Below are 20,346 nucleotides of genomic sequence, written 5' to 3'. Positions count from 1 at the left end.
CATGCAACTCAGGGGAACCACGATTCTTGCGGTGAAGGACGCCAACGGAGTGTCCATGGCGGGTGACGGGCAGGTAACGCTTGGCCAGAGCATTGTCATGAAGCACACCGCCCGCAAGGTGCGACGTATCTACAGGGACCGCATTATCGCGGGTTTTGCCGGAGCAACGGCCGATGCCTTTACCCTGTTTGAACGGTTTGAGGCCAAGCTGGAAGAGTTTGCGGGCAATCTTTTGCGTGCCAGTGTGGAGATGGCCAAGGACTGGCGCAAGGATAAATACCTGCGCAGGCTTGAAGCCATGCTCATTGTGGCGGACGCGGAGCACATTCTGATTGTCAGCGGCACGGGGGATGTCATTGAGCCGGATGACGGCCTTGCCGCCATAGGCAGCGGCGGTGCGTATGCTCTTTCCGCCGCGCGTGCCCTTTCCCGCAACACGGAGCTTTCGGCTGAAGATATCTGCCGCAAGTCCATGGAGATCGCAGGAGAAATATGCGTTTTCACCAACGCCAATCTCACGGTGGAAACCATTTCCCGGTAGGCGTTAAGGCATGTCATCAACATCACAGCACCCCCCGGTCATTCTCACGGCCGGATGCAAGATAAATCTCTCCCTCCACATCATAGGGGTTCGCCCGGACGGCTACCACGAGCTCGATACGTTGTTCCACCCCCTGCCCTTTCCCTGCGACAGGCTGGAAATTGCGCCTGCAACGGCAGGGGCTGGCCTTGTACTGGAATGTGACCGGGCCGATCTGTGCACGGAGGACAACATTCTGCACAAAACGTGGCGGCTGTTTGCCGAGATGACCGGGCATGCCCCGGACCTGCAGGTGCGGCTGTTCAAAGGCATTCCGGACGGAGCGGGTCTGGGGGGAGGCAGCTCTGATGCAGCGGTGTTTCTCGACTATTTGAACCGGCATGCGACGAACGGTATGAACGAAGCATCCACCTCCGGCCCTGCAGCGTTATCTGAGCAACAGATGGCAATGCTTGCGGCGCGCATCGGGGCGGATGTGCCTTTTTTTCTGCGCAATGTTCCGGCACGGGCAACCGGCATTGGCGAAAAGCTGACTCCACACCCCGTGAACCTGAGCGGGTTCACCCTGCTTCTGGCCTGTCCGCCTGAACGTGTTTCCACACCATGGGCATATGGCGCGTGGGATAGGCAGAATCCCGGAAAAATCCTTCCCGCAGGCGAAGCGGAGCGGTTGACATATTCCGCCCATACGTTTACAAGGCCCTTCTCTCGTGCCTTGTGGCTTTTTAACAGCTTTGAGTCGGTGGTATTTGCAGCCTTTCCGAAGCTGCGGGCGTATAAGGAATCACTCATCAGGCATGGTGCCGCCGTTGCGTTGATGAGTGGAAGTGGCGCAAGCCTCTTCGGCCTGTACAGAGAGATGGAAAAGGCAATGCAGGCCGCAGCACTTCTGGAAAAAGAAGGCGTGCGGACCTACATCCACCACCTGTAGATGTTGGGGTGTCGCCAAGTTGGTAAGGCAACGGGTTTTGGTCCCGTCATTCGAGGGTTCGAGTCCTTCCGCCCCAGCCATTTACTCCATTTACAGGTGAGTTACTTACCTCAAGCCCGGACCTGAAAATCATGCACGGCGACTTGAAGATACTCACTGGCTCATCCAATCCGGAACTGGCTAAGGCCATATGCAACCATCTGGGCTGCCAGCTCACTCCTGCTGTCTGCGAGACATTTAGCGACGGCGAGATACGCATTGAAATCGGGGCCAATGTCCGCGGCGATGACGTTTTCGTTGTTCAGTCCACCTGCGCACCCGTTAACTACAACCTTATGCAGCTCTGCCTTATGCTCGACGCGCTTAAGCGCGCCAGCGTGGGCCGCGTGACTGCCGTTGTGCCCTACTACGGCTACGCACGACAGGACCGCAAAGTTGTACCCAGAGCGCCCATAAGCGCCAAGGTTGTGGCGGACTTCCTCACCACTGCCGGTATGCACCGGCTGGTTACGGTTGATCTGCACGCAGGACAAATTCAAGGATTCTTCAACACTCCGGTGGACAACCTGTATGCCGCGCCCGTCATCCTTGACTACCTGCGCGACATTCAGGGCGACATCGTGATGGTTTCTCCCGACGCAGGTGGGGTTGAACGCGCCCGTGCCTTTGCCAAGCGGCTGAACGCAGGGCTTGCCATCATCGACAAGCGCCGCGACCAGCCCAATCAGGCTCAGGCCATGCATGTCATTGGTGACGTGAAGGGCAAGGTGGCCGTTGTGGTGGACGACATGATCGACACCGCAGGTACCATGGTGGCAGCCGCAAGGGTGCTCATGGAAAACGGTGCCAAGGAAGTTATGGCCTGCGCCACCCACCCCGTTCTCTCCGGCCCCGCCATAGAACGCTTGAATAATTCCGCATTTTCCAAGGTTCTGGTAACAGACACCGTGCCTCTAGGCGATAAGCTTGAGCACTGTGACAAGATTACCGTACTTTCCATAGCCAGCCTGCTGGCCCGCTCCATTCATAACATACATACGGAATCGTCCGTAAGCGTGCTATTCGTTTAGCATGTTCATCCGTAGCGAGTGAAACACCTCGCGGTGGAACCCAAAGGAGTAACTCATGTCCGAAAGAATTACCTACCCCGTCAAAAAGCGCGAAGGTCTGGGCAAGGGCGCAAACCGCCGCCTGCGCGAGAATGGCCTTATCCCCGGCATCTTCTACAGCCCCACCGGTGAAAACATTCCCGTGGAAACGGAAGTGCTCCCCTTCGCAAAGCTGTATAAGAGCGTGGGCAAGACCACCGTCTTCAATCTGGATATCGAAGGCGAGAGCAAGCCCTGCATGCTGTGGAAGGTGGAAATGCACCCCTTCAAAAGCCGCGTGCAGCATATCGACTTCTACGGTGTGGACCTTGACAAGGAAGTTTCCGTAAAGGTTGAGATCAAGCAGGTTGGCGCCTCCAAGGGTGTTAAGGCTGGCGGTCGTCTGGAAGATTACCGTGACACCGTAACCATTGTCGGCAAGCCCGAACTGCTGCCCCCCTTCATTACTGTGGACGTTACTGAAATGCAGATCGAAGACGCCGTTTTCGCTTCTGCTCTTCAGCTGCCTGAAGGCGTGCGCGTAGTGTACGACAATGACTTTGTCATCCTGCGTGTTGTGCCCGGCCGTTCCTCTGCTGCCGAAGAAACCCCTGAAGAAACCGGCAAGAAGAAGAAAAAGTAAGCTTTGCTTATCCTTTGCGGCCCCTTGCCGAATGGCTTGGGGCCGTTTTTCTATTTTTAACGGATGCCCTGACAGCGCTTGGTCAACGGGTTACAGGACTATTCTCCATCCGGCGGGGAGGCACACGAATGCAGGTAGCGGGACTTATCGTAGGACTGGGCAACCCCGGCAAAGAATACGACAACACGCGCCACAACATGGGCTTTATGGCTGTGGACGCGCTGATGGACGATGCGCGTCGCTTTCAGCCTGACGCGTGCACCCCCCTCTCTTCCGGCAAGAAGAAGTATCTGCTCTGGAAGTGTTTTCCCGGTGGCCTGCGTACTCCGTGGCTCATTGCCAAGCCACAGACATACATGAATCTTTCCGGTGATGCCGTGGGACATATCTGCGGATTTTACAATCTGAACCCGGAACAGGTGCTTGTAGTGCATGATGAGCTGGATCTGCCTCTCGGACGCATGAAGTTCAAAACAGGCGGAGGATTGGCTGGTCATAACGGCCTGAAATCTATAGCACAACATTTGGGCACCCGCGACTTTCACCGGCTGCGTCTCGGTATAGGCAAGCCGGATCATCCCAACACCGCAAGCTACGTGCTCAGCCGCTTTTCGCCGCAGGAGTGGACCACTGTTCAACGAGTAATGGTCGGCGCAGTGCGCGGCATGCTCTGCTTTGCCGAGCAGGGAGCAACGCAGGCCATTCATATGGTTAACGCCTTTGATGCGGGAGTATGATTACGGCTTTACCAAATTGACATGGACTCTTATGGCGGTTTGGGCTATATTTCTTTTTCGCGCTAAAAAACCGTGCGGAGTATCCAAGGAGTTTGACAGTTGTTCGTGCCGAACCAATTAGTGGTGTATCCGGCCCAGGGTGTGGGCAGAGTGGAAAAGGTTGAGAGCCAGACCATAGGTGGGTCTGCCGCAGCCGAGTTCTACATTGTACGCATCCTGAGCAACAACGTTACCCTCATGGTGCCCGTGAAAAACGCCACCAACGTGGGTCTGCGGGCTGTATGTTCCGCAGAGAAGGGAAACTCCATCCTGCAAAGCCTTGCTGACCGTTCCGACTTTACCGGGTACACCGGCCAGAACTGGAACCGCCGCTATAGAGAGTATTCCGAAAAGCTGAAAAGCGGCGAGCTTGCCGATGTGGCTTACGTGCTTAAGGAACTGCTGCTCATAGGCAAGGATAAGGAGCTTTCTTTTGGTGAAAGAAGGCTTCTGGAACAGGCCATGGGACTCATAACGCTGGAACTGGCCCATGCCCTTGACCGGGAACAGGCGGCCGTGCAGTCTGAGATTGAAGCCATGTTTGCCGATGTGCTTGAGGCGCAGGAAAAAAATTAGCGGTTTCCAGTTGCTTTCCACGTTGCAATAGGCTAGGTTTTTTCCCGGACAAGCTTGGGGTTTACTGCATGCGCCGTCATGACATTTCCCCGCTACAAGCGTCCGGTGTCCTTCCTGCCGTGCATCGGCAGATGCACAGACAGAATTTCCTAGTATCATCCATTCATTTCAGGCTAGCAGGATTCCATTCTGCTTTGCATGCGCACATACATCCGAAACATCACCCTCCAACGCATCTGAGTCCTTATGGCTACAAAGAAAGACGTTGATGATAACAGGCAGGAGTCCCCACAGCGCCCGCGAGGACAGTCCAAGCCTGCTCAGAGAAAACGCAAACAATCCCCCTCTTCCAACAAGGGCGACTCCAAGTCCAAACCTTCCCAGCACCAGAATCGAAAAGCGGACATGTATGATGACGCCGATCTGGATATGGCTGTCACCCCTGATGTGAACGGCGAAGGCGGGCTCAATCTTTCGGAGCTTAAGCTCAAATCCGCAGCCGAGCTCATGGAGCTTGCGGACCAGTATCAGGTTGAGAACCCCAGCAACCTACGCAAGCAGGAGCTGATTTTCGCCTTGCTCCAGCGCTGTGCGGCGCAGAACGGAGCCATTTCGGGCGATGGCGTGCTGGAAATTCTTCCCGATGGGTTCGGGTTTCTGCGCTCCCCCATGTACAGCTACATGCCCGGCCCGGACGACATCTATGTCTCTCCTTCCCAGATCCGCCGATTTGGCCTGCGCAAAGGCGATGTGGTTTCCGGCCACATACGTCCGCCCAAGGAAGGGGAACGCTATTTCGCCCTGCTGCGCGTGACCGAGATAGGCTTTGAGCCGCCGGAGCGCTCCAAGAATCTGGTTCTTTTCGACAACCTAACCCCCATCTACCCCCTGCGGCAACTCAAGATGGAAACGGGGCAGGACAACAACTCCGGGCGCGTCATTGACCTTATGGCCCCCATCGGCTGCGGACAGCGCGGCCTTATCGTGGCACCGCCGCGCACCGGCAAGACCATGATTCTGCAATCTCTTGCCAACTCCATAAACGCCAACAACCCGGACGTTTACCTCATCATCCTCCTCATTGACGAACGTCCCGAGGAAGTGACGGACATGGAGCGCACGGTCAAAAACGCGGAAGTGGTAAGCTCCACCTTTGACGAACCGCCGCAGCGCCACGTTCAGGTTGCTGAAATGGTTCAGGAAAAGGCCAAGCGACTTGTGGAACGCGGACGGGATGTTGTGATTCTTCTGGACTCCATCACCCGTTTGGGCCGCGCCTACAACGCTGTTACCCCCTCTTCCGGCCGCGTGCTTTCCGGCGGTCTGGATGCCAACGCACTGCAACGCCCCAAACGCTTCTTCGGTGCTGCGCGCAACCTTGAGGAAGGTGGCAGCCTGACCATCATTGCCACCGCGCTGATAGACACCGGCTCACGCATGGATGAAGTCATCTTCGAAGAATTCAAGGGCACCGGCAACCTGGATATCTATCTGGACCGCCACCTAGCCGACAAGCGCGTCTTCCCCGCCATAGACATAAACCGCACGGGCACCCGCAAAGAAGACCTGCTGCTGGACGAGGAAACGCTCAACCGCGTGTGGATTCTCCGCAAAATACTTTCGCCCATGTCCTCCATCGACAGCATGGAATTCCTGCTTGGAAAGATGCGTGGCACAAAGAGTAATGCCGAGTTCTTCATGGCGATGAACAAGTAGTCACCACACCTTCTGATAATACAATACAAAAAGCCTGCTCCGTGCACTATCGGGGCAGGCTTTTTCATATGCAACCTCTTCGCCTTGTCCGCTGCTTTGCAAATGTCTTCGGATGCCCCCTCACCCCCCTCTTTTATTGATTGATTGCACAATCCACATCTTGCCCCGGCTACATCTGGCTGCCGAGCGTAAAATTGCACAGTTTTTCAGGTTGTTCTTTCCTCACGATTCACACACTCGTACAAAGAACTGTGTACCCAAACACTTTTTGAGCTGTGATACGATAACTTTTCTCTATCGATTCTGGTCGAAAACATTTGTAATCCATTGACACAACATTAAAAAGGATTGTAGCTATCAATAGGTATTTCACAAAGCTATAGGGTGTTTATAGCTGAGGGGTTTTTTCAAAACGCCAAAAAGGTAAGGAGGCAGGGATGAGTCTCAGCAGGCGTGACTTTGTTAAACTGTGCACAGGCACGGTGGCTGGAATGGGAATTTCCCAGATGTTCCACCCCAGTGTCTGTGAAGCCATTTCCGGCTCGCTTAATGGCAGCCGCCCCCCCGTGCTGTGGGTTCAGGGCTCAGGCTGCACCGGATGTTCAGTATCTTTGCTGAACTCCGTAAACCCGCATATCAAGGATCTGCTTCTTGATGTGATCAGTCTGGAGTATCACCCCACCGTTATGGCGTGGGAAGGCGAACCCGCCATGGAGCACATGTACAAGATTGCCGAAGAATACAAGGGTGGCTTCTTCCTCGCGGTTGAAGGCTCCATTCCTGTTGCCGCAGACGGCAAGTACTGCATCATTGGTGAAGCGCACCACAAGGAAATCTCCATGGTGCAGGCCATGAAGGACCTGGCACCCAAGGCTGCCGCCGTTCTTGCCCTTGGCACCTGCGCCGCCTACGGCGGTATTCCTGCTGCGGAAGGCAGCGAAACCGGCGCCATGTCGGTTCGCGACTTCTTTGCTCAGGAAGGCATTGCCACGCCCGTAGTGAACATTCCCGGCTGCCCGCCCCACCCCGACTGGATTGTGGGAACCGTGGTTGTTGCCCTGGAAGCCATCAAGACCCACGGCCTTGCTGCCGGTCTGGGCGAAGTGGTGAAGCTTCTCGACAGCGAGGGACGTCCCACGCCCTTCTTCGGCGAGAACATCCATGACAACTGTCCGTACCTGCCTGCTTTCGATGATGACAAGATGTGTAAAACACTGAGCGACAAGGACGGCTGCCGCATGGAAGTGGGCTGTAAAGGCCCGAGCACCATGGCAGACTGCTACAAGCGCAAGTGGAACAACGGCATTAACTGGTGCATCGACAACGCCGTGTGCATCGGCTGCGTGGAACCGGACTTCCCTGATGGTAAGTCGCCTTTCTACGAAATGTAGTCGCACCCTTGTCTTTCATTGTTTGAAGGAGGAATCATATGTCTTCTTGTAAGCGCGTTGCTGGCGCAACCGGCAAGACCACGCTGCACATCGATCCGGTTACCCGTATCGAAGGCCACCTCAAAGCCGAGGTGGTGGTTGAGGGTGGCAAGGTTGTCGATGCCAAGCTTTCCGGCGGTATGTTCCGCGGATTTGAAACCATTCTGCGCGGACGCGATCCGCGCGACTCTTCCCAGATCGTTCAGCGCATCTGCGGCGTATGCCCCACTGCGCACGCCACCGCATCCGTTATGGCGCAGGATGCTGCCATGGACACCAAGGTGACCACCAACGGACGCATTACCCGTAACCTTATCTTTGGTGCCAACTACCTGCAGTCTCACATTCTGCACTTCTACCATCTGGCTGCGCAGGACTTTGTGCAGGGCCCGGACAGCGCCCCCTTTGTGCCGCGCTACAAAAACTCCGACCTGCTGACAGACCGTAACAAGGGCCTTGCCGCTGTCAACGCCGCTGCTGTTGACCAGTACGTGGAAGCCCTTACCGTGCGCCAGGTCTGCCATGAAATGGTAGCCATGTTCGGCGGCAAGATGCCCCATGTTCAGGGTATTGTTGCCGGCGGTTCATCCGAAATTCCCACCAAGGAACGCCTCATAGAATATGCTGCGCGTTTTGATCTGGTGAAGAAGTTCGTTATCGAAAAATACCTGCCTGTCGTATATCTGGTGGGTTCCCAGTACAAGGACCTGTTTGCTGTGGGCCAGGGACACCGCGCATGCATCGCTTACGGCGTGTTCCCCCTGAACGATGCCATGACAGAGTTCATGCTTAAGCCCGGCGTATACTACAACGGACAGGATCATGCACTTGATCCGGCCCAGATTCACGAAGACGTGAAGTACTCCTGGTTTGACGACAGCACCACCGGTCTGCATTACTCCAAGGGGCAGACCAAGCCCAACCCCCATAAGGAAGGTGCCTACTCCTTCGTCAAGGCTCCCCGTTACAACGGTGTTGCCTGCGAAGTGGGCCCCCTCGCCCGTATGTGGATTGAGAACCCGCCGCTGTCGCCCATCGGCCAGAAGGCGCTCAAGGAGCACTTTGGTCTGGACGCCAAGCGCTTCCGCGACCTTGGTGAAGACGCTGCCTTCTCCCTTATGGGTCGCCATGTGGCCCGTGCGGAAGAAACGTGGTACATGCTCGACTTCATCGAATCCTGGCTGAAGGAAGTTAAGCCCGGCGAAGAAACCTACGTTAAGCCCGAAATTCCGGACACCGGCGTGGGTACCGGCTTCACCGAAGCCCCCCGCGGCTCCCTGCTGCACTTCCTGAGCATCAAGGACAAGAAGATTGACAACTACCAGATCGTTTCCGCCACCCTGTGGAACTGCAACCCCCGCGACGATAAGGGGCAGCGTGGTCCCGTGGAAGAAGCGCTCATCGGCATTCCCGTACCGGACATTGAAAACCCGGTAAACGTGGCGCGGCTTATCCGCGCCTTTGACCCGTGACTGGGCTGTGCCGTGCACGTGATGCACGCAGAGACCGGCAAGGTTTCCGTTGTTGAGTGCAAGTAACTTGACATAGATACCGCCATACTGAAGAGGGCCGGGCATTCCGGCCCTCTTTTTTAGTGGAACCGCCTGCAGCAATGCGGTGCGTTACCTTCTGCCAAACCGGGGCAGGCATGCCTGCCCCGGCGTGCAGAATATCCGCTTGCGGTGCGGGGCGTACTGCCGGTATTCTTCCTGCGGAATGCCGTTGGCAGGTGCATAAGGACATGCATTGTGCAAAGCACAACATACGCTTGCCCTTACCCGCTGCCCTGCTGTTTCATACAACCACTCAAACGTTACCGGATTCAAAGCATGTCCACACCGAAGAAACTGCTTGTTCTGGGCATAGGCAACAGCCTGCTCACAGACGATGGCGTAGGCGTTTTTGCCGCTGAGGCTTTGCAGAAAGAAACCTGGCCGCCGGAAGTGACCATCATGGAAGGTGGCACCTTTACACAGGATATCTTCTATCTTTTTGAAGGATATGACAGGCTGCTGGTGCTGGATGTCATCCACGGTGGGCACGAGCCCGGCACGCTGTACACGCTTACCGAGAATGACCTTGTTTCCAACGAAAGCCAGCGTATTTCCATACACGATATTGACATGCTGGACTCGCTGAAGATGTGCGAACTGAAGAACGGCTCACGCCCCCGCATGGAAATTCTGGGCATGGAGCCGCAGGATATAACCACATGGAACATTGGCCTTTCTGTGCCCTGCCAAGAACGCTTTGATACGTTTCTGGAACTGGCCCGGAAGGAAATTGCCCGTATTGTCAGCGAGATGCGTAACAACCCCTGACAGTTACGCACCCTACGTATTCGCAAGGAAATGGTCTGGAGAACATCAAGATTTTTTCTTGATGGTGTATGTCCGGCTTTGCTTCTGTTTTTCTTCACCCTTTTTATCAGCGGCTTTTCCCCGCACGAGCTTTTTGAAGCGCTCCGGCATAAAAAAATCCGGGGCGCTTCTTGGTTCATCCACACCTACGCCCAACCAGGCGCACTTTTCTATAGACACCGCAGCATAGATATGCCCTTCGGCCCCCTGTTCAGGCAATCAGCATTTTCCGGTTTCAAGTCTGATCCAACCCCGTCGCTGAGAGCGCAACTGGGTGCAATGATGCTCTGCCGCGCACCGCATTTGCCCATCACCGCACTGACTACAAAGACTTGCACACAAGTGCATGCGTCTTTACTGCGTTCGCCCTTTGTATACCTTTGCAGGTGACTACTGGCAACAACGACTGTTCATTCATTCAATGTGTTACGCACGAGCATGAAACTGTTTCTCACTCCATCGAAAAAGCGAATACATTTTTTATCCCTGCATTATAATAAACAATCCAACAAAACATTTTTCTCCACACCACTTTATCTTTTGTACTTTTTTATTGTATGGTTCCCGTGACTCCTGCATGAGGGTGCTGCTTTTTGCGGGAGTCGTGCTAACCTATCCTGGCAGAAGGTAACGCACAGCACCGGCAATTCGTGTTGCCGGTGTTCTCCCCGGAGATAGGGATACTCCGGGGCAGTAGACCCTGTTTCATTCAAGGAGGTTCCTATGAAGTTCTCTGTGGGTCTCGGCAAAGAAGGCGTTGAGGAACGGCTGGAAAAGAACGGCGTCTCCCGCCGTGACTTCCTGAAGTTCTGCTCCGCACTTGCTGTTGCCATGGGAATGGGACCGGCATTCGGAGCGCAGATTGCTAAAGCAATGACCGCTCCCGGCCGTCCTTCCGTGGTGTATCTGCACAATGCCGAGTGTACCGGGTGTTCCGAATCCGTGCTGCGGACTTTCCAGCCTTTCATTGACGAGCTTATCCTCGACACCATCTCGCTGGACTATCACGAAACCATTATGGCTGCCGCCGGCGATGCGGCTGAAGAAGCACTGCACCATGCCGTTAACAGCCCGCATGGCTTTATCGCCATCACCGAAGGGGCCATTCCCACCAAGGATAACGGCATCTACGGCAAGGTTGCCGGGCACACCATGCTGCAGATTAACAGCGAAATCCTGCCCAAGGCACTGGCTGTTATCAATTACGGCACCTGCGCCACCTTCGGCGGCGTGCAGGCGGCCGCCCCGAACCCCACCGACGCCAAGGGTATTAACGATGCTCTGGCACATCTGGGTGTGAACGGCATCAACATTGCCGGCTGTCCGCCCAACCCGTATAATCTGGTGGGCACCATCGTGTACTACCTGACCAAGAAGGCCCTGCCCGAACTGGACAGCCTGAACCGGCCCACCATGTTCTTCGGACTGACCGTGCATGAACAGTGCGAACGCCTTCCCCACTTTGAGGCGGGAGAGTTCGCCCCCTCATTTGACTCGGAAGAAGCCCGCAAGGGCTGGTGCCTGTATGAGCTGGGCTGTAAAGGCCCCAGCACCTACAACAACTGCCCCAAGATCAAGTTCAACCAGACCAGCTGGCCCGTAGAAGCCGGTCATCCCTGCATTGGGTGCTCAGAGCCCAATTTCTGGGATGACATGAGCCCCTTCTATGAAATGTAGGCCGCAAGGAAAACTGATCTTGAACGAACATCCCAAGGAGGATGACTATGAGTGGTTGTAGAGCGCAGAAGGCCCCTGCCGGTATCCCGGTTACTCCGCAGAGCAATTATTCGGGCAAGGTGGTCGTTGACCCCATTACCCGCATTGAGGGGCATCTTCGTATTGAAGTGGAAGTGGACAACGGCAGAATCTCCAACGTATGGAGCTCTTCCCAGCTGTTCCGCGGCTTGGAAATCATTCTCAAAGGCCGCGACCCGCGCGATGCGCAGCACTTTACCCAGCGTTCGTGCGGCGTGTGCACCTATGTGCATGCCCTCGCATCCACACGCTGTGTGGATAACGCCATAGGCGTACGTATTCCCAAGAACGCGACCCTTATCCGCAACATAGTGCTTGGTGCACAGTATATGCACGACCATCTTGTGCATTTCTATCATCTGCACGCCCTTGACTGGGTGGACGTAACCAACGCACTGAAGGCTGACCCGGTAAAGGCAGCCAAAATTGCCAACACTATCTCCGGACGCCCCACAAAGGCGGAAGACCTGAAGGCCGTGCAGACCAAACTGAAAGCGTTTGTGGACAGCGGCCAGCTTGGCCCCTTCACCAACGCCTACTTCCTTGGCGGGCACCCCTCCTACTATCTGGAACCGGAAGTGGACCTCATCGCCACCGCGCACTATCTGGAAGCCCTGCGCCTTCAGGTAAAGGCCGCACGCATGATGGCCGCCTTCGGCGGAAAGAATCCGCACACCCAGTTCACAGTGGCCGGCGGCGTTACCTGTTACGATGCCCTTACCCCCAAGCGCATCAAGGAATTCCGCGAACTGTGGAAAGAAACCACCGACTTCATCAATCAGGTCTATATTCCTGACCTGCTGGCCGTTGCCGCCAATTACAAGGACTGGACCCAGTACGGCGGCACCTCGAACTTCATCACCTTCGGGGAATTCCCGACGGATGAATACAACCTCAACAGCCGCTTCCTGCCGCCCGGTGTCATCTTTAACCGTGACCTTGGCAACATGCAGGCATTTGATCAGAACAAGATCGAAGAACACGTCAAGTACAGCTGGTATGAAGGCGACAAGGCCCATCATCCCTATGAAGGCGTTACCGAGCCGCGCTACACTGACATGCACGGCGAAGACCGTTACTCGTGGATGAAAGCTCCCCGCTACATGAACGAGGCCATGGAAACCGGGCCGCTGGCGCAGGTGCTGGCCGCCTATGCCAAGGGGCATCCCAAGATCAAGCCGCTGGTGGACATGGTTCTCGGTAAGCTTGGCGTGGGCGCAGGAGCCCTGTTCTCCACCCTTGGCCGCACGGCGGCACGGGGCATTGAGACCGTGGTTATTGCGGAAGAAACCGGACGCATGCTGGACGAACTGGAAGCCAATGTGGCCGCCGGTGACGGAAAGATATACGAAGAGATTGAAATGCCCCGCGATGCGGAAGGCGTGGGCTTTGTCACCGCACCGCGCGGCGCACTTTCTCACTGGATCAAGATCCGCGATCACAAGATCGAGAACTTCCAGCTCGTGGTGCCTTCCACATGGAGCCTTGGACCGCGCTGCGGCAATAACAAGCTCGCCCCCGTGGAAGAAGCCCTGATGAACACCCCCGTGGCAGATCCCAAGCGCCCGGTGGAAATTCTGCGCACGGTGCACTCCTTTGACCCCTGCATCGCCTGCGGTGTGCACGTCATAGACAGCCGCACCAACGAAGTGCACAAGTTCAAGATTCTGTAATTGAAAGAAAATCCTCAAAACACGGGAACCCGGCCTTGCGCCGGGTTCCCTTTTTCAGATAAGGTGCACGCATGAGTGATGCTAAACGAATTCTGGTGCTTGGCGTAGGCAACATCCTGTACACTGACGAAGGGCTGGGCGTGCGCGCCGTGGAAATGCTGCAACGGGAATATACGTTTTCCGACAACGTAACCCTTATGGATGGCGGCACCTTGGGCATGAAACTCATGGATTCCATGATGGACAGCCAGTATCTGATCGTAGTAGATGCAGTGCTCGGGGGCAGCACTCCTGCCACAGTTTACCGCCTGACGGGCGAAGACCTGCGCAAGAGTCTGGGGTTCAACGATTCCATGCATCAGACGGATCTTGTTGACACGCTCATCTACTGTGAACTTGCGGGCAACAGGCCGGAAACGGTGGTTATAGGCATGGAGCCTGTGGACTACCATAGCATGGGGCTGGAGGTTTCGCCCGATGTGGCTGAACGGTTGCCCCACATGTGCCGATGTGTTCTTGATGAAATAACTGCCGCAGGCGGAAGCTACACGCCCATTGTTTGCTGACGCTGACCGACATTTTTTGGATAAACAGACCCGGAGGTTGCCATGTGTCTTGCCATACCCGCTGAAGTTGTTGAATTGCATCCCAACGACATGGCCCGTTGCCGTGTGGGTAAAAGCGACACCTATGTGGACGTTTCCACCATGTTGCTGGAAACTGCCGCTGAAATTGGCGACTACCTTATTGTGCACGCGGGCTTTGCCCTGCGCAAACTCGATTTTCAAGAAGCGCAGGAAACACTGCGCCTTCTCAGGCAAATGGCGAATATCAACGAAGATTCCCCCGGCGCTTTCTAACCCATACGATTGTTTGCATCAGGTGCTGTTGTGAACCGTTTGAAAACCATCCTCGCCCTCGGAGATTCTCTCACAGAGGGATACGGCCTCCCGACTGAGGCTTCCTTTCCCGCCGTGCTGCAAAGACTGCTGCGCCAGCGCGGGCACAATGTCTCCATTATCAATCAGGGCCTTTCCGGTGACACGGCGTGGGGAGGGCTTAAACGGCTGGAACGGTACCTCGCCACGCGGCCCAGACCAGACGCCGTTATCGTGGAACTGGGTGCTAACGATGCCATTCAGCTCACCGACCCATGGGAAGTGGAAGCCACTCTGGACAGCCTGCTGCAACGGCTGGCGGAGGAAGAGATTCCTGCCCTGCTCGCCGGAATGCGACCACTCGTTCCTGCGGACGAGGAATACGTCCGGGCGTTCGAGGGGCTTTTCCCTAAGCTTGTGGAGCGGTTTGACCCGGTATTCTACCCCTTCTTCCTTGAGGGCGTGCTGGGCAAGCCTGCGCTGAATCTTGAAGACGGCATCCACCCCAATGCTGAAGGCATGACAAGGATAGCGCAGAATATCCTCCCTTCGGTTGAGACATTGCTGGGGCGCATCCGGTAACACACCGGGAGCCGTCTGCCGTATTGTTGCGGATGTATCCGCCTCTTCTTGTGCTGTTTTTGTGCGTGACTGCGCTGAACAGCCCTGCGTGCATAGTTTTTGCCATGGTTCTGCAGTACACGGAACAGATTGCTCCATTTGCGCGTAATCAGGCATGCCCTTCCCGACGGGATAGGTTGTTCGCGCACGGTGCGCCTGCGGACAAAGCACGGCAGACAATCGTGACTGGCAGGACCGGCAGAACAGGCAGAACAGGCACGACCGGCAGGAATGGCTCGACTGGCACGACAATCCCGACAGTCGCGACTATCCCGACAGTCGCGACAATAGAGACCATTGCAACCGTAACTCCCGCGACGACGGTGGCGACCGCGGTGGCGGTGATGCCAATGGTAACGGTGGTGACGGTGGAAAGCCGGCAATAGCGGATATGGTGCCCCGGTCTATCGGCTTGCGCGCCATGGCGGATGGCCCTTTGCAAGCCGACACAGCCTGCCCGCGCCTTGACTTTACGAATGCATTGCAGCATTCTTCCCCCCTTGCATCATCAACGACACAAAAAAGAACGAGATTTCAATGAGCGACTACAAAAAGACGCTGCATCTGCCCCAGACCACCTTTCCCATGAAAGCCAATCTTACGCAGAACGAGCCGGAAATGCTCGCCTTCTGGGAAAAGACCGGGGCCTACGACGCCATGATCGCCGCCAGCGGAGCCAAGGGCGAATATGTCCTGCATGACGGCCCGCCCTATGCCAACGGCAGCATCCATTTGGGACACGCTCTGAACAAGATCATCAAGGATATCATCGTCAAGTCCAAGAACATGCAGGGCTTCCGTTCGGAATACGTGCCCGGATGGGACTGTCACGGACTGCCCATTGAACTGAAAGTGGAAAAGCAGCTCGGCGAGAAAAAGAAGACCCTGCCGGAGCATGTGTTCCGCAAACTCTGCCGCGAATATGCCGCCAAGTATGTGGAGATTCAGCGCAAGGAATTCAAGCGTCTGGGCGTTATGGGCGTATGGGACGAACCCTACCTGACCATGCACCCCGGCTATGAGGCCGCAACCGCGCGCGAACTCGGCAATTTTATGAAAGGCGGCTATGTGGCCCGCAGCAAGAAGCCCATCTACTGGTGCTGCTCCTGCAAGACCGCGCTTGCCGAAGCTGAAGTGGAATACGCCGACCATGTTTCGCCTTCCATCCATGTGCGTTTTCCGTTGAATGACGAAAAGCTGCGTGCCGTCTTCCCCGCCGCAGACCCTGCGAAGTCGTATGCCGTGATCTGGACAACCACCCCGTGGACCATTCCGGACAACATGGGCATAGCCGTGCACCCGGAACTGGAATACTCCCTGCTTGAGCATGGCGGCGAATACCATCTGGTGGCCTCCGGGCTTGCGGAAGCCTGCGTCAAGGCCTTTGGCTGGGACGCCTACACCGTAGCCGGAACCGCTATGGGCACTGCCCTTGAGGGACTGGTTGCCAGCCACCCCATTTATGGACGCCCCTCCCCCATCTGTCTTGGCGACCATGTGACGCTGGAAGCGGGCACGGGCTGCGTACACACCGCTCCCGGTCATGGCCGTGAAGACTTTGAGGTTGGCCAGAAGTACGGTCTGGAAACCTTTTCGCCCATGAACGACGAGGGTCGGTTCCTGGATTCCGTGGAGTTCTTCGCGGGGCTTACCGTTTTTGAAGCCAACCCGGTGGTCATTGAAAAGCTGAAAGAAATGGGTAATCTGCTGGCGCAGAGCAAGGTAAGCCACTCTTACCCCCATTGCTGGAGATGCAAGGAGCCGGTTATTTTCCGCGCCACCACGCAGTGGTTCATCACCATGGAAGCCAATGACCTGCGCGCACGTTCGCTCAAGGCCATACGCAACGATGTGCGCTGGATTCCCGCATGGGGTGAGGAGCGCATACACCAGATGATCGAACACCGCCCGGACTGGTGCATATCGCGCCAGCGCATGTGGGGTGTGCCCATCATCGCCCTGCTGTGTGAAAGCTGCGACGAGGCATGGTACGACACGGACTGGGTGATGGACATTGTCTCCCGGTTCGAAAAGCATCCGCTGGGCTGTGACTACTGGTTCTCTGCTCCGCTGGAAGAAATTGTTCCGCAGGGACTTGCGTGCCCCAAATGCGGCGGCAACCACTGGAAGCTGAGCAAAGACATTCTGGACGTGTGGTTTGACTCCGGCACCAGCTTTGCCGCCGTGGTGGAACAGCGTAAGGAACTGCGGTTCCCTGCCGACATGTATCTGGAAGGATCGGACCAGCATCGCGGCTGGTTCCACAGCTCGCTGCTCGCCTCCATGGGCACGCGCGGCTGCGCGCCCTACCGTCAGGTGCTTACCCACGGGTACGCGGTGGACGGCAACGGACACAAGATGTCCAAGTCTCTGGGCAACGGCATTGAGCCGCAGGAAGTCATCAACAAACACGGCGCGGAAATTCTGCGCATGTGGGTTTCTTCCGTGGACTACCGTGAGGATGTGCGTATCTCGGACGAGATACTCAACCGCCTTGTGGACGCCTATCGCCGCATACGCAACACCTGCCGCTACATACTGGGCAACATAAGCGACCTTGCTCCCGAAGGGCTGGTGCCGTTCGACCAAATGGAATCGCTGGACCGTTACGCGCTGGACGTGGTGTACCGCGCCCACCTGCGCATTCAGTCCGCGTATGACGAGTACGAATTCCACAAGGTGTATCACACCCTGCACAACCTGTGCACCACGGACCTTTCGGCGTTCTATCTGGATATTCTCAAGGACCGCCTCTATTCTTCGGCACGGGACAGCCGCGCGCGCCGCAGTGCGCAGACCGCCATGCTCTGCATCCTGCGCCTGCTCATCCGTGACATGGCACCGGTGCTCAGCTTCACCGCCGAAGAAGTGTTCCGCCACCTGCCGGACGGGCTGAAGATGAACGCGGCAACCGTGTTTGCCGTGGCTGACGACGACCTTTCCGCCTGTCAGATGTCGGCAGAGGAGCGGACAGCGTGGGAAACCCTGCTTCTTGTCCGCTCGGAGATAACGAAGGCCATTGAGCCGGTGCGCAAGTCCGGCGAGGTGGGACACCCGCTGGACACCCACATCACCCTGTACATGGATGATGCGCTTGCCGCCACGCTGCGCAGCCTGAATACGGACCTGCGCGCCACCTGCATTGTTTCCGCGCTTTCTACGGCACCGCTTGCCGATGCACCGGATAACGCCCACACGGCGGAAGAAGTGAACGGGCTGCGTATTCTGGTTGCCAAGGCTCCCGGTGAGAAGTGCGAACGCTGCTGGATTTACAGCGAGGAGCTGGGGACAGACCCGGGGCACCCCACCATCTGCCCCCGCTGCACCGGAGTGATGCAGACCATGCCGCAGGACGCGGCAGAATAGAAATACTATGGGCCTGCCGTGCCACGGCGGGCCCTTTTACAAAATGATGCCGGCATGCAGCCGGGAACTAAAGCACAGGAATTACTGCGACCCCATGCGCCCGTATTACAAGACCATATATGGCTTAGGCCTCTTCATCATGCTGCTGGACCAGGCGACCAAGTACTGGGCCGTGACCACCATTCCCCGCTATCTCACCATTACGATCATTCCCGGCTTTTTCAATCTGGTGAACGTGCGCAACAGCGGTGCGGCCTTCGGCTTTCTGGACAATCCGAATACCGAGTGGCAGATATGGCTCTTTGCCACTGCGGCCATTGTGGCCGTGGTTATCATTCACCTGATGGGGCGCACGGCATCGTGCAACACCTTTGCCATAGGTCTGGGCTGCATATTGGGAGGCGCGCTGGGCAACCTTATTGACCGGATACGGCTGCGGGCGGTGATTGATTTTTTGGACTTTCACATCGGCCAATATCACTGGCCCGCCTTTAACGTGGCGGACATAGGCATATGCGTGGGCACGGGATTGGTGCTGCTGACCCTTATCAGGCAACGCTGAACGCGCCGGAACACTAAACGGCGCAAACGCACGGGCACTTACCATGAAAGAGTTATTTCCCATTCTGGACCTTTTGCAGCAGGACGGCGGGTTTTCCGCAGTCTGGCTGCTGGCGCTTGCGCTTCCCATTTTGCCGAATCTATGGTGTATTTGGCATGCGTATAAACATGAATTTTCCACTCCCGCAGAGAAGTACGGATGGATGCTGGCGGGAGTTTTCATTCCCGTTGCAGGTGGCCTGCTGTATCTGCTGTTCGGCTGGAGACGCACCCGCGGACTGGCCGACTGGGCAAAGAGCCCGACCAGACGGTAGCGGTTACGGCTCCGTCCTGAACACAGCCCCAATTACATGACAAGGAAGGAACCATGCATACTTTTTCCCGTATCTTTCTGGTGATTTTCTGCCTGTTCCTTATTCCCGGCTGCGTGAACCGCAGTGATCTGGATGTGCTGGAAATGCGCGTGGCCGATCAGGACCGCCAGATCCGTCAGATGAGCCAGCAACTTGGGCAGACATCCAAGCAGATTGAAGCTTCACGCCCGGAGCAGGCCGACACATGGTCGGAGGTGCAGAGCATGCGTTCCCGCCTTGCCGCCATGGAAGCTCAGTTGGAAGACATGCAGATGAGTTCCAGACAGAATGAGGAGATGGCCCGCAAGATTGACGTGGTGCAGCGCAATGTGCTCAATCTGGACGCCTCCATCCGCGCTATGGCATCGCAGTTGGCCATAGACCTGCCCATGCTGCAAAGTCCTCCGGCCATGCAGAGCAGCCCGGCCGCACCCGCAGCCGATGCAGCACAGGCTCCTGCTCAGGCTGTACAGGCCCAGACCCCGGCACAGGCACCGGCTTTTCCCGCTGTTCCCGCTGTTCCCGGAGCTGCTGACCGCAATGTGCTGGTGGCACCGGACGGCACTGAGCTTGTTGTGAATCCCGGACAGGCTCCCCGGCAGGCACCTCAGCTTCCGGCACAGACGGAAGCCGCAACCATAACACCTCCCGGCGGACAGACACCGGTCGCAGCACCCGCACAGGCTGTTTCTGAACAGCAGTTGTATGACGCAGCCTTTCAGGCATTCAATGATCGCCGGTACAAGGATGCCGTGCGCATGTGGGAAGATTTTGAAAAAGCCTTTCCCAAGCACAATCTGATTGCCAACTCCGTTTTCTGGCAGGGCGAAAGTCATTATCAGATGAATGATTATGGCCGCGCCATTCTGGCCTACCAGCGCGTCATTGACCATCACCCCAAGAGCGACAAGTACCCTTCTGCCCTGCTCAAGCAGGGAATTTCCTTTGTCCGCATGGGCAAGTCGGAACCCGGCAAGGTGCGGCTTGAAGAACTGATCAAGAAATTCCCCAAATCCCCGGAAGCCGAACGCGCCAAAAAGGCCATTGCGGAAATCAAATAGCGCCGGTGCCAGGACGA

The 20,346-nt window shown here is 56.5% G+C and carries 21 protein-coding genes and 1 tRNA gene; 20 read left to right on the top strand and 2 right to left on the bottom strand.

Features of this window, described 5'->3' with window-relative positions; translation table 11 throughout:
- The first annotated feature begins 1 nt into the window (after position 1).
- From hslV to hysD, 11 genes are all read left to right on the top strand, one after another.
- On the top strand, positions 2-541 hold the full coding sequence (gene hslV / locus HUV26_RS15200; protein ID WP_174410987.1) for an ATP-dependent protease subunit HslV: 540 nt from the start codon (positions 2-4) through the stop codon (positions 539-541).
- A gap of 10 nt (positions 542-551) precedes the next feature.
- Entirely contained in the window at positions 552-1,472 is a 921-nt protein-coding gene (ispE, locus tag HUV26_RS15195; protein ID WP_174410986.1) for a 4-(cytidine 5'-diphospho)-2-C-methyl-D-erythritol kinase, read from the top strand.
- 4 nt (positions 1,473-1,476) lie between these two features.
- Positions 1,477-1,552, top strand: a tRNA-Gln gene (locus tag HUV26_RS15190).
- A 51-nt stretch (positions 1,553-1,603) separates the two neighbouring features.
- A complete protein-coding gene (locus HUV26_RS15185; protein ID WP_174410985.1) occupies positions 1,604-2,542 on the top strand; it encodes a ribose-phosphate diphosphokinase in 939 nt (312 codons plus the stop codon).
- Between the two features lie 55 nt (positions 2,543-2,597).
- Complete coding sequence (locus HUV26_RS15180) at positions 2,598-3,203, top strand: 50S ribosomal protein L25 (protein ID WP_174410984.1); 606 nt, start codon at positions 2,598-2,600, stop codon at positions 3,201-3,203.
- Between the two features lie 128 nt (positions 3,204-3,331).
- Positions 3,332-3,940, top strand: a complete 609-nt coding sequence (pth, locus tag HUV26_RS15175) for an aminoacyl-tRNA hydrolase (RefSeq protein ID WP_174410983.1) — start codon at positions 3,332-3,334, stop codon at positions 3,938-3,940.
- A gap of 99 nt (positions 3,941-4,039) precedes the next feature.
- Entirely contained in the window at positions 4,040-4,555 is a 516-nt protein-coding gene (locus tag HUV26_RS15170; RefSeq protein ID WP_174410982.1) for a CarD family transcriptional regulator, read from the top strand.
- A gap of 429 nt (positions 4,556-4,984) precedes the next feature.
- Positions 4,985-6,271, top strand: coding sequence for a transcription termination factor Rho (gene rho, locus HUV26_RS15165; RefSeq protein ID WP_205245162.1), 1,287 nt, complete (start codon positions 4,985-4,987; stop codon positions 6,269-6,271).
- Between the two features lie 437 nt (positions 6,272-6,708).
- Positions 6,709-7,662 (top strand): NiFeSe hydrogenase small subunit, encoded by a 954-nt coding sequence (gene hysB / locus HUV26_RS15160; protein WP_174410981.1) that lies wholly within the window; start codon positions 6,709-6,711, stop codon positions 7,660-7,662.
- Between the two features lie 38 nt (positions 7,663-7,700).
- Positions 7,701-9,173, top strand: a complete 1,473-nt coding sequence (hysA, locus tag HUV26_RS15155; protein WP_174410980.1) for a NiFeSe hydrogenase large subunit HysA — start codon at positions 7,701-7,703, stop codon at positions 9,171-9,173.
- Between the two features lie 357 nt (positions 9,174-9,530).
- Positions 9,531-10,022 carry a NiFeSe hydrogenase maturation protease gene (gene hysD, locus HUV26_RS15150; RefSeq protein ID WP_174410979.1) on the top strand — a complete coding sequence of 164 codons (492 nt, stop codon included), beginning with the start codon at positions 9,531-9,533 and terminating at the stop codon, positions 10,020-10,022.
- Positions 10,023-10,067: 45 nt separating this feature from the next.
- On the opposite strand, the gene HUV26_RS15145 is transcribed toward hysD, so the two are convergent.
- Entirely contained in the window at positions 10,068-10,280 is a 213-nt protein-coding gene (locus HUV26_RS15145; protein ID WP_174410978.1) for a hypothetical protein, read from the bottom strand.
- A 504-nt stretch (positions 10,281-10,784) separates the two neighbouring features.
- Between HUV26_RS15145 and HUV26_RS15140 the strand changes: the two genes are divergently transcribed.
- From HUV26_RS15140 to HUV26_RS15120, 5 genes are all read left to right on the top strand, one after another.
- The gene (locus HUV26_RS15140) at positions 10,785-11,738 is read left to right on the top strand and encodes a hydrogenase small subunit (protein WP_174410977.1); all 954 of its coding nucleotides are present in this window, start codon (positions 10,785-10,787) and stop codon (positions 11,736-11,738) included.
- 47 nt (positions 11,739-11,785) lie between these two features.
- On the top strand, positions 11,786-13,489 hold the full coding sequence (locus tag HUV26_RS15135) for a nickel-dependent hydrogenase large subunit (protein WP_174410976.1): 1,704 nt from the start codon (positions 11,786-11,788) through the stop codon (positions 13,487-13,489).
- Between the two features lie 71 nt (positions 13,490-13,560).
- Positions 13,561-14,055, top strand: coding sequence for a HyaD/HybD family hydrogenase maturation endopeptidase (locus tag HUV26_RS15130; RefSeq protein WP_174410975.1), 495 nt, complete (start codon positions 13,561-13,563; stop codon positions 14,053-14,055).
- A 42-nt stretch (positions 14,056-14,097) separates the two neighbouring features.
- Entirely contained in the window at positions 14,098-14,349 is a 252-nt protein-coding gene (locus HUV26_RS15125) for a HypC/HybG/HupF family hydrogenase formation chaperone (RefSeq protein WP_174410974.1), read from the top strand.
- 30 nt (positions 14,350-14,379) lie between these two features.
- Complete coding sequence (locus tag HUV26_RS15120) at positions 14,380-14,949, top strand: arylesterase (RefSeq protein WP_174410973.1); 570 nt, start codon at positions 14,380-14,382, stop codon at positions 14,947-14,949.
- 148 nt (positions 14,950-15,097) lie between these two features.
- Here the strand turns inward: HUV26_RS15120 and HUV26_RS15115 are convergent, their stop codons facing one another.
- On the bottom strand, positions 15,098-15,478 hold the full coding sequence (locus HUV26_RS15115; RefSeq protein WP_174410972.1) for a hypothetical protein: 381 nt from the start codon (positions 15,476-15,478) through the stop codon (positions 15,098-15,100).
- A 47-nt stretch (positions 15,479-15,525) separates the two neighbouring features.
- On the opposite strand from HUV26_RS15115, the gene ileS reads away from it, so the two are divergent.
- The 4 genes from ileS to ybgF all read left to right on the top strand — a co-directional run bounded on the left by ileS (position 15,526) and on the right by ybgF (position 20,329).
- Positions 15,526-18,354 carry an isoleucine--tRNA ligase gene (ileS, locus tag HUV26_RS15110; RefSeq protein ID WP_174410971.1) on the top strand — a complete coding sequence of 943 codons (2,829 nt, stop codon included), beginning with the start codon at positions 15,526-15,528 and terminating at the stop codon, positions 18,352-18,354.
- A gap of 94 nt (positions 18,355-18,448) precedes the next feature.
- A complete protein-coding gene (gene lspA, locus HUV26_RS15105) occupies positions 18,449-18,916 on the top strand; it encodes a signal peptidase II (RefSeq protein ID WP_174410970.1) in 468 nt (155 codons plus the stop codon).
- A gap of 43 nt (positions 18,917-18,959) precedes the next feature.
- Positions 18,960-19,229, top strand: coding sequence for a PLD nuclease N-terminal domain-containing protein (locus HUV26_RS15100; RefSeq protein WP_174410969.1), 270 nt, complete (start codon positions 18,960-18,962; stop codon positions 19,227-19,229).
- Positions 19,230-19,282: 53 nt separating this feature from the next.
- Positions 19,283-20,329: a tol-pal system protein YbgF gene (gene ybgF / locus HUV26_RS15095; protein ID WP_243451412.1), complete on the top strand. Its 1,047-nt coding sequence runs from the start codon at positions 19,283-19,285 to the stop codon at positions 20,327-20,329.
- Positions 20,330-20,346 lie beyond the last annotated feature (17 nt).

The sequence above is a fragment of the Desulfovibrio psychrotolerans genome (genome assembly GCF_013340305.1).
Taxonomy (GTDB): Bacteria; Desulfobacterota; Desulfovibrionia; order Desulfovibrionales; family Desulfovibrionaceae; genus Halodesulfovibrio; species Halodesulfovibrio psychrotolerans.
The sequence above is the reverse complement of the archived record's forward strand: the minus strand, read 5'-3'. Positions and strand labels throughout refer to the sequence as shown.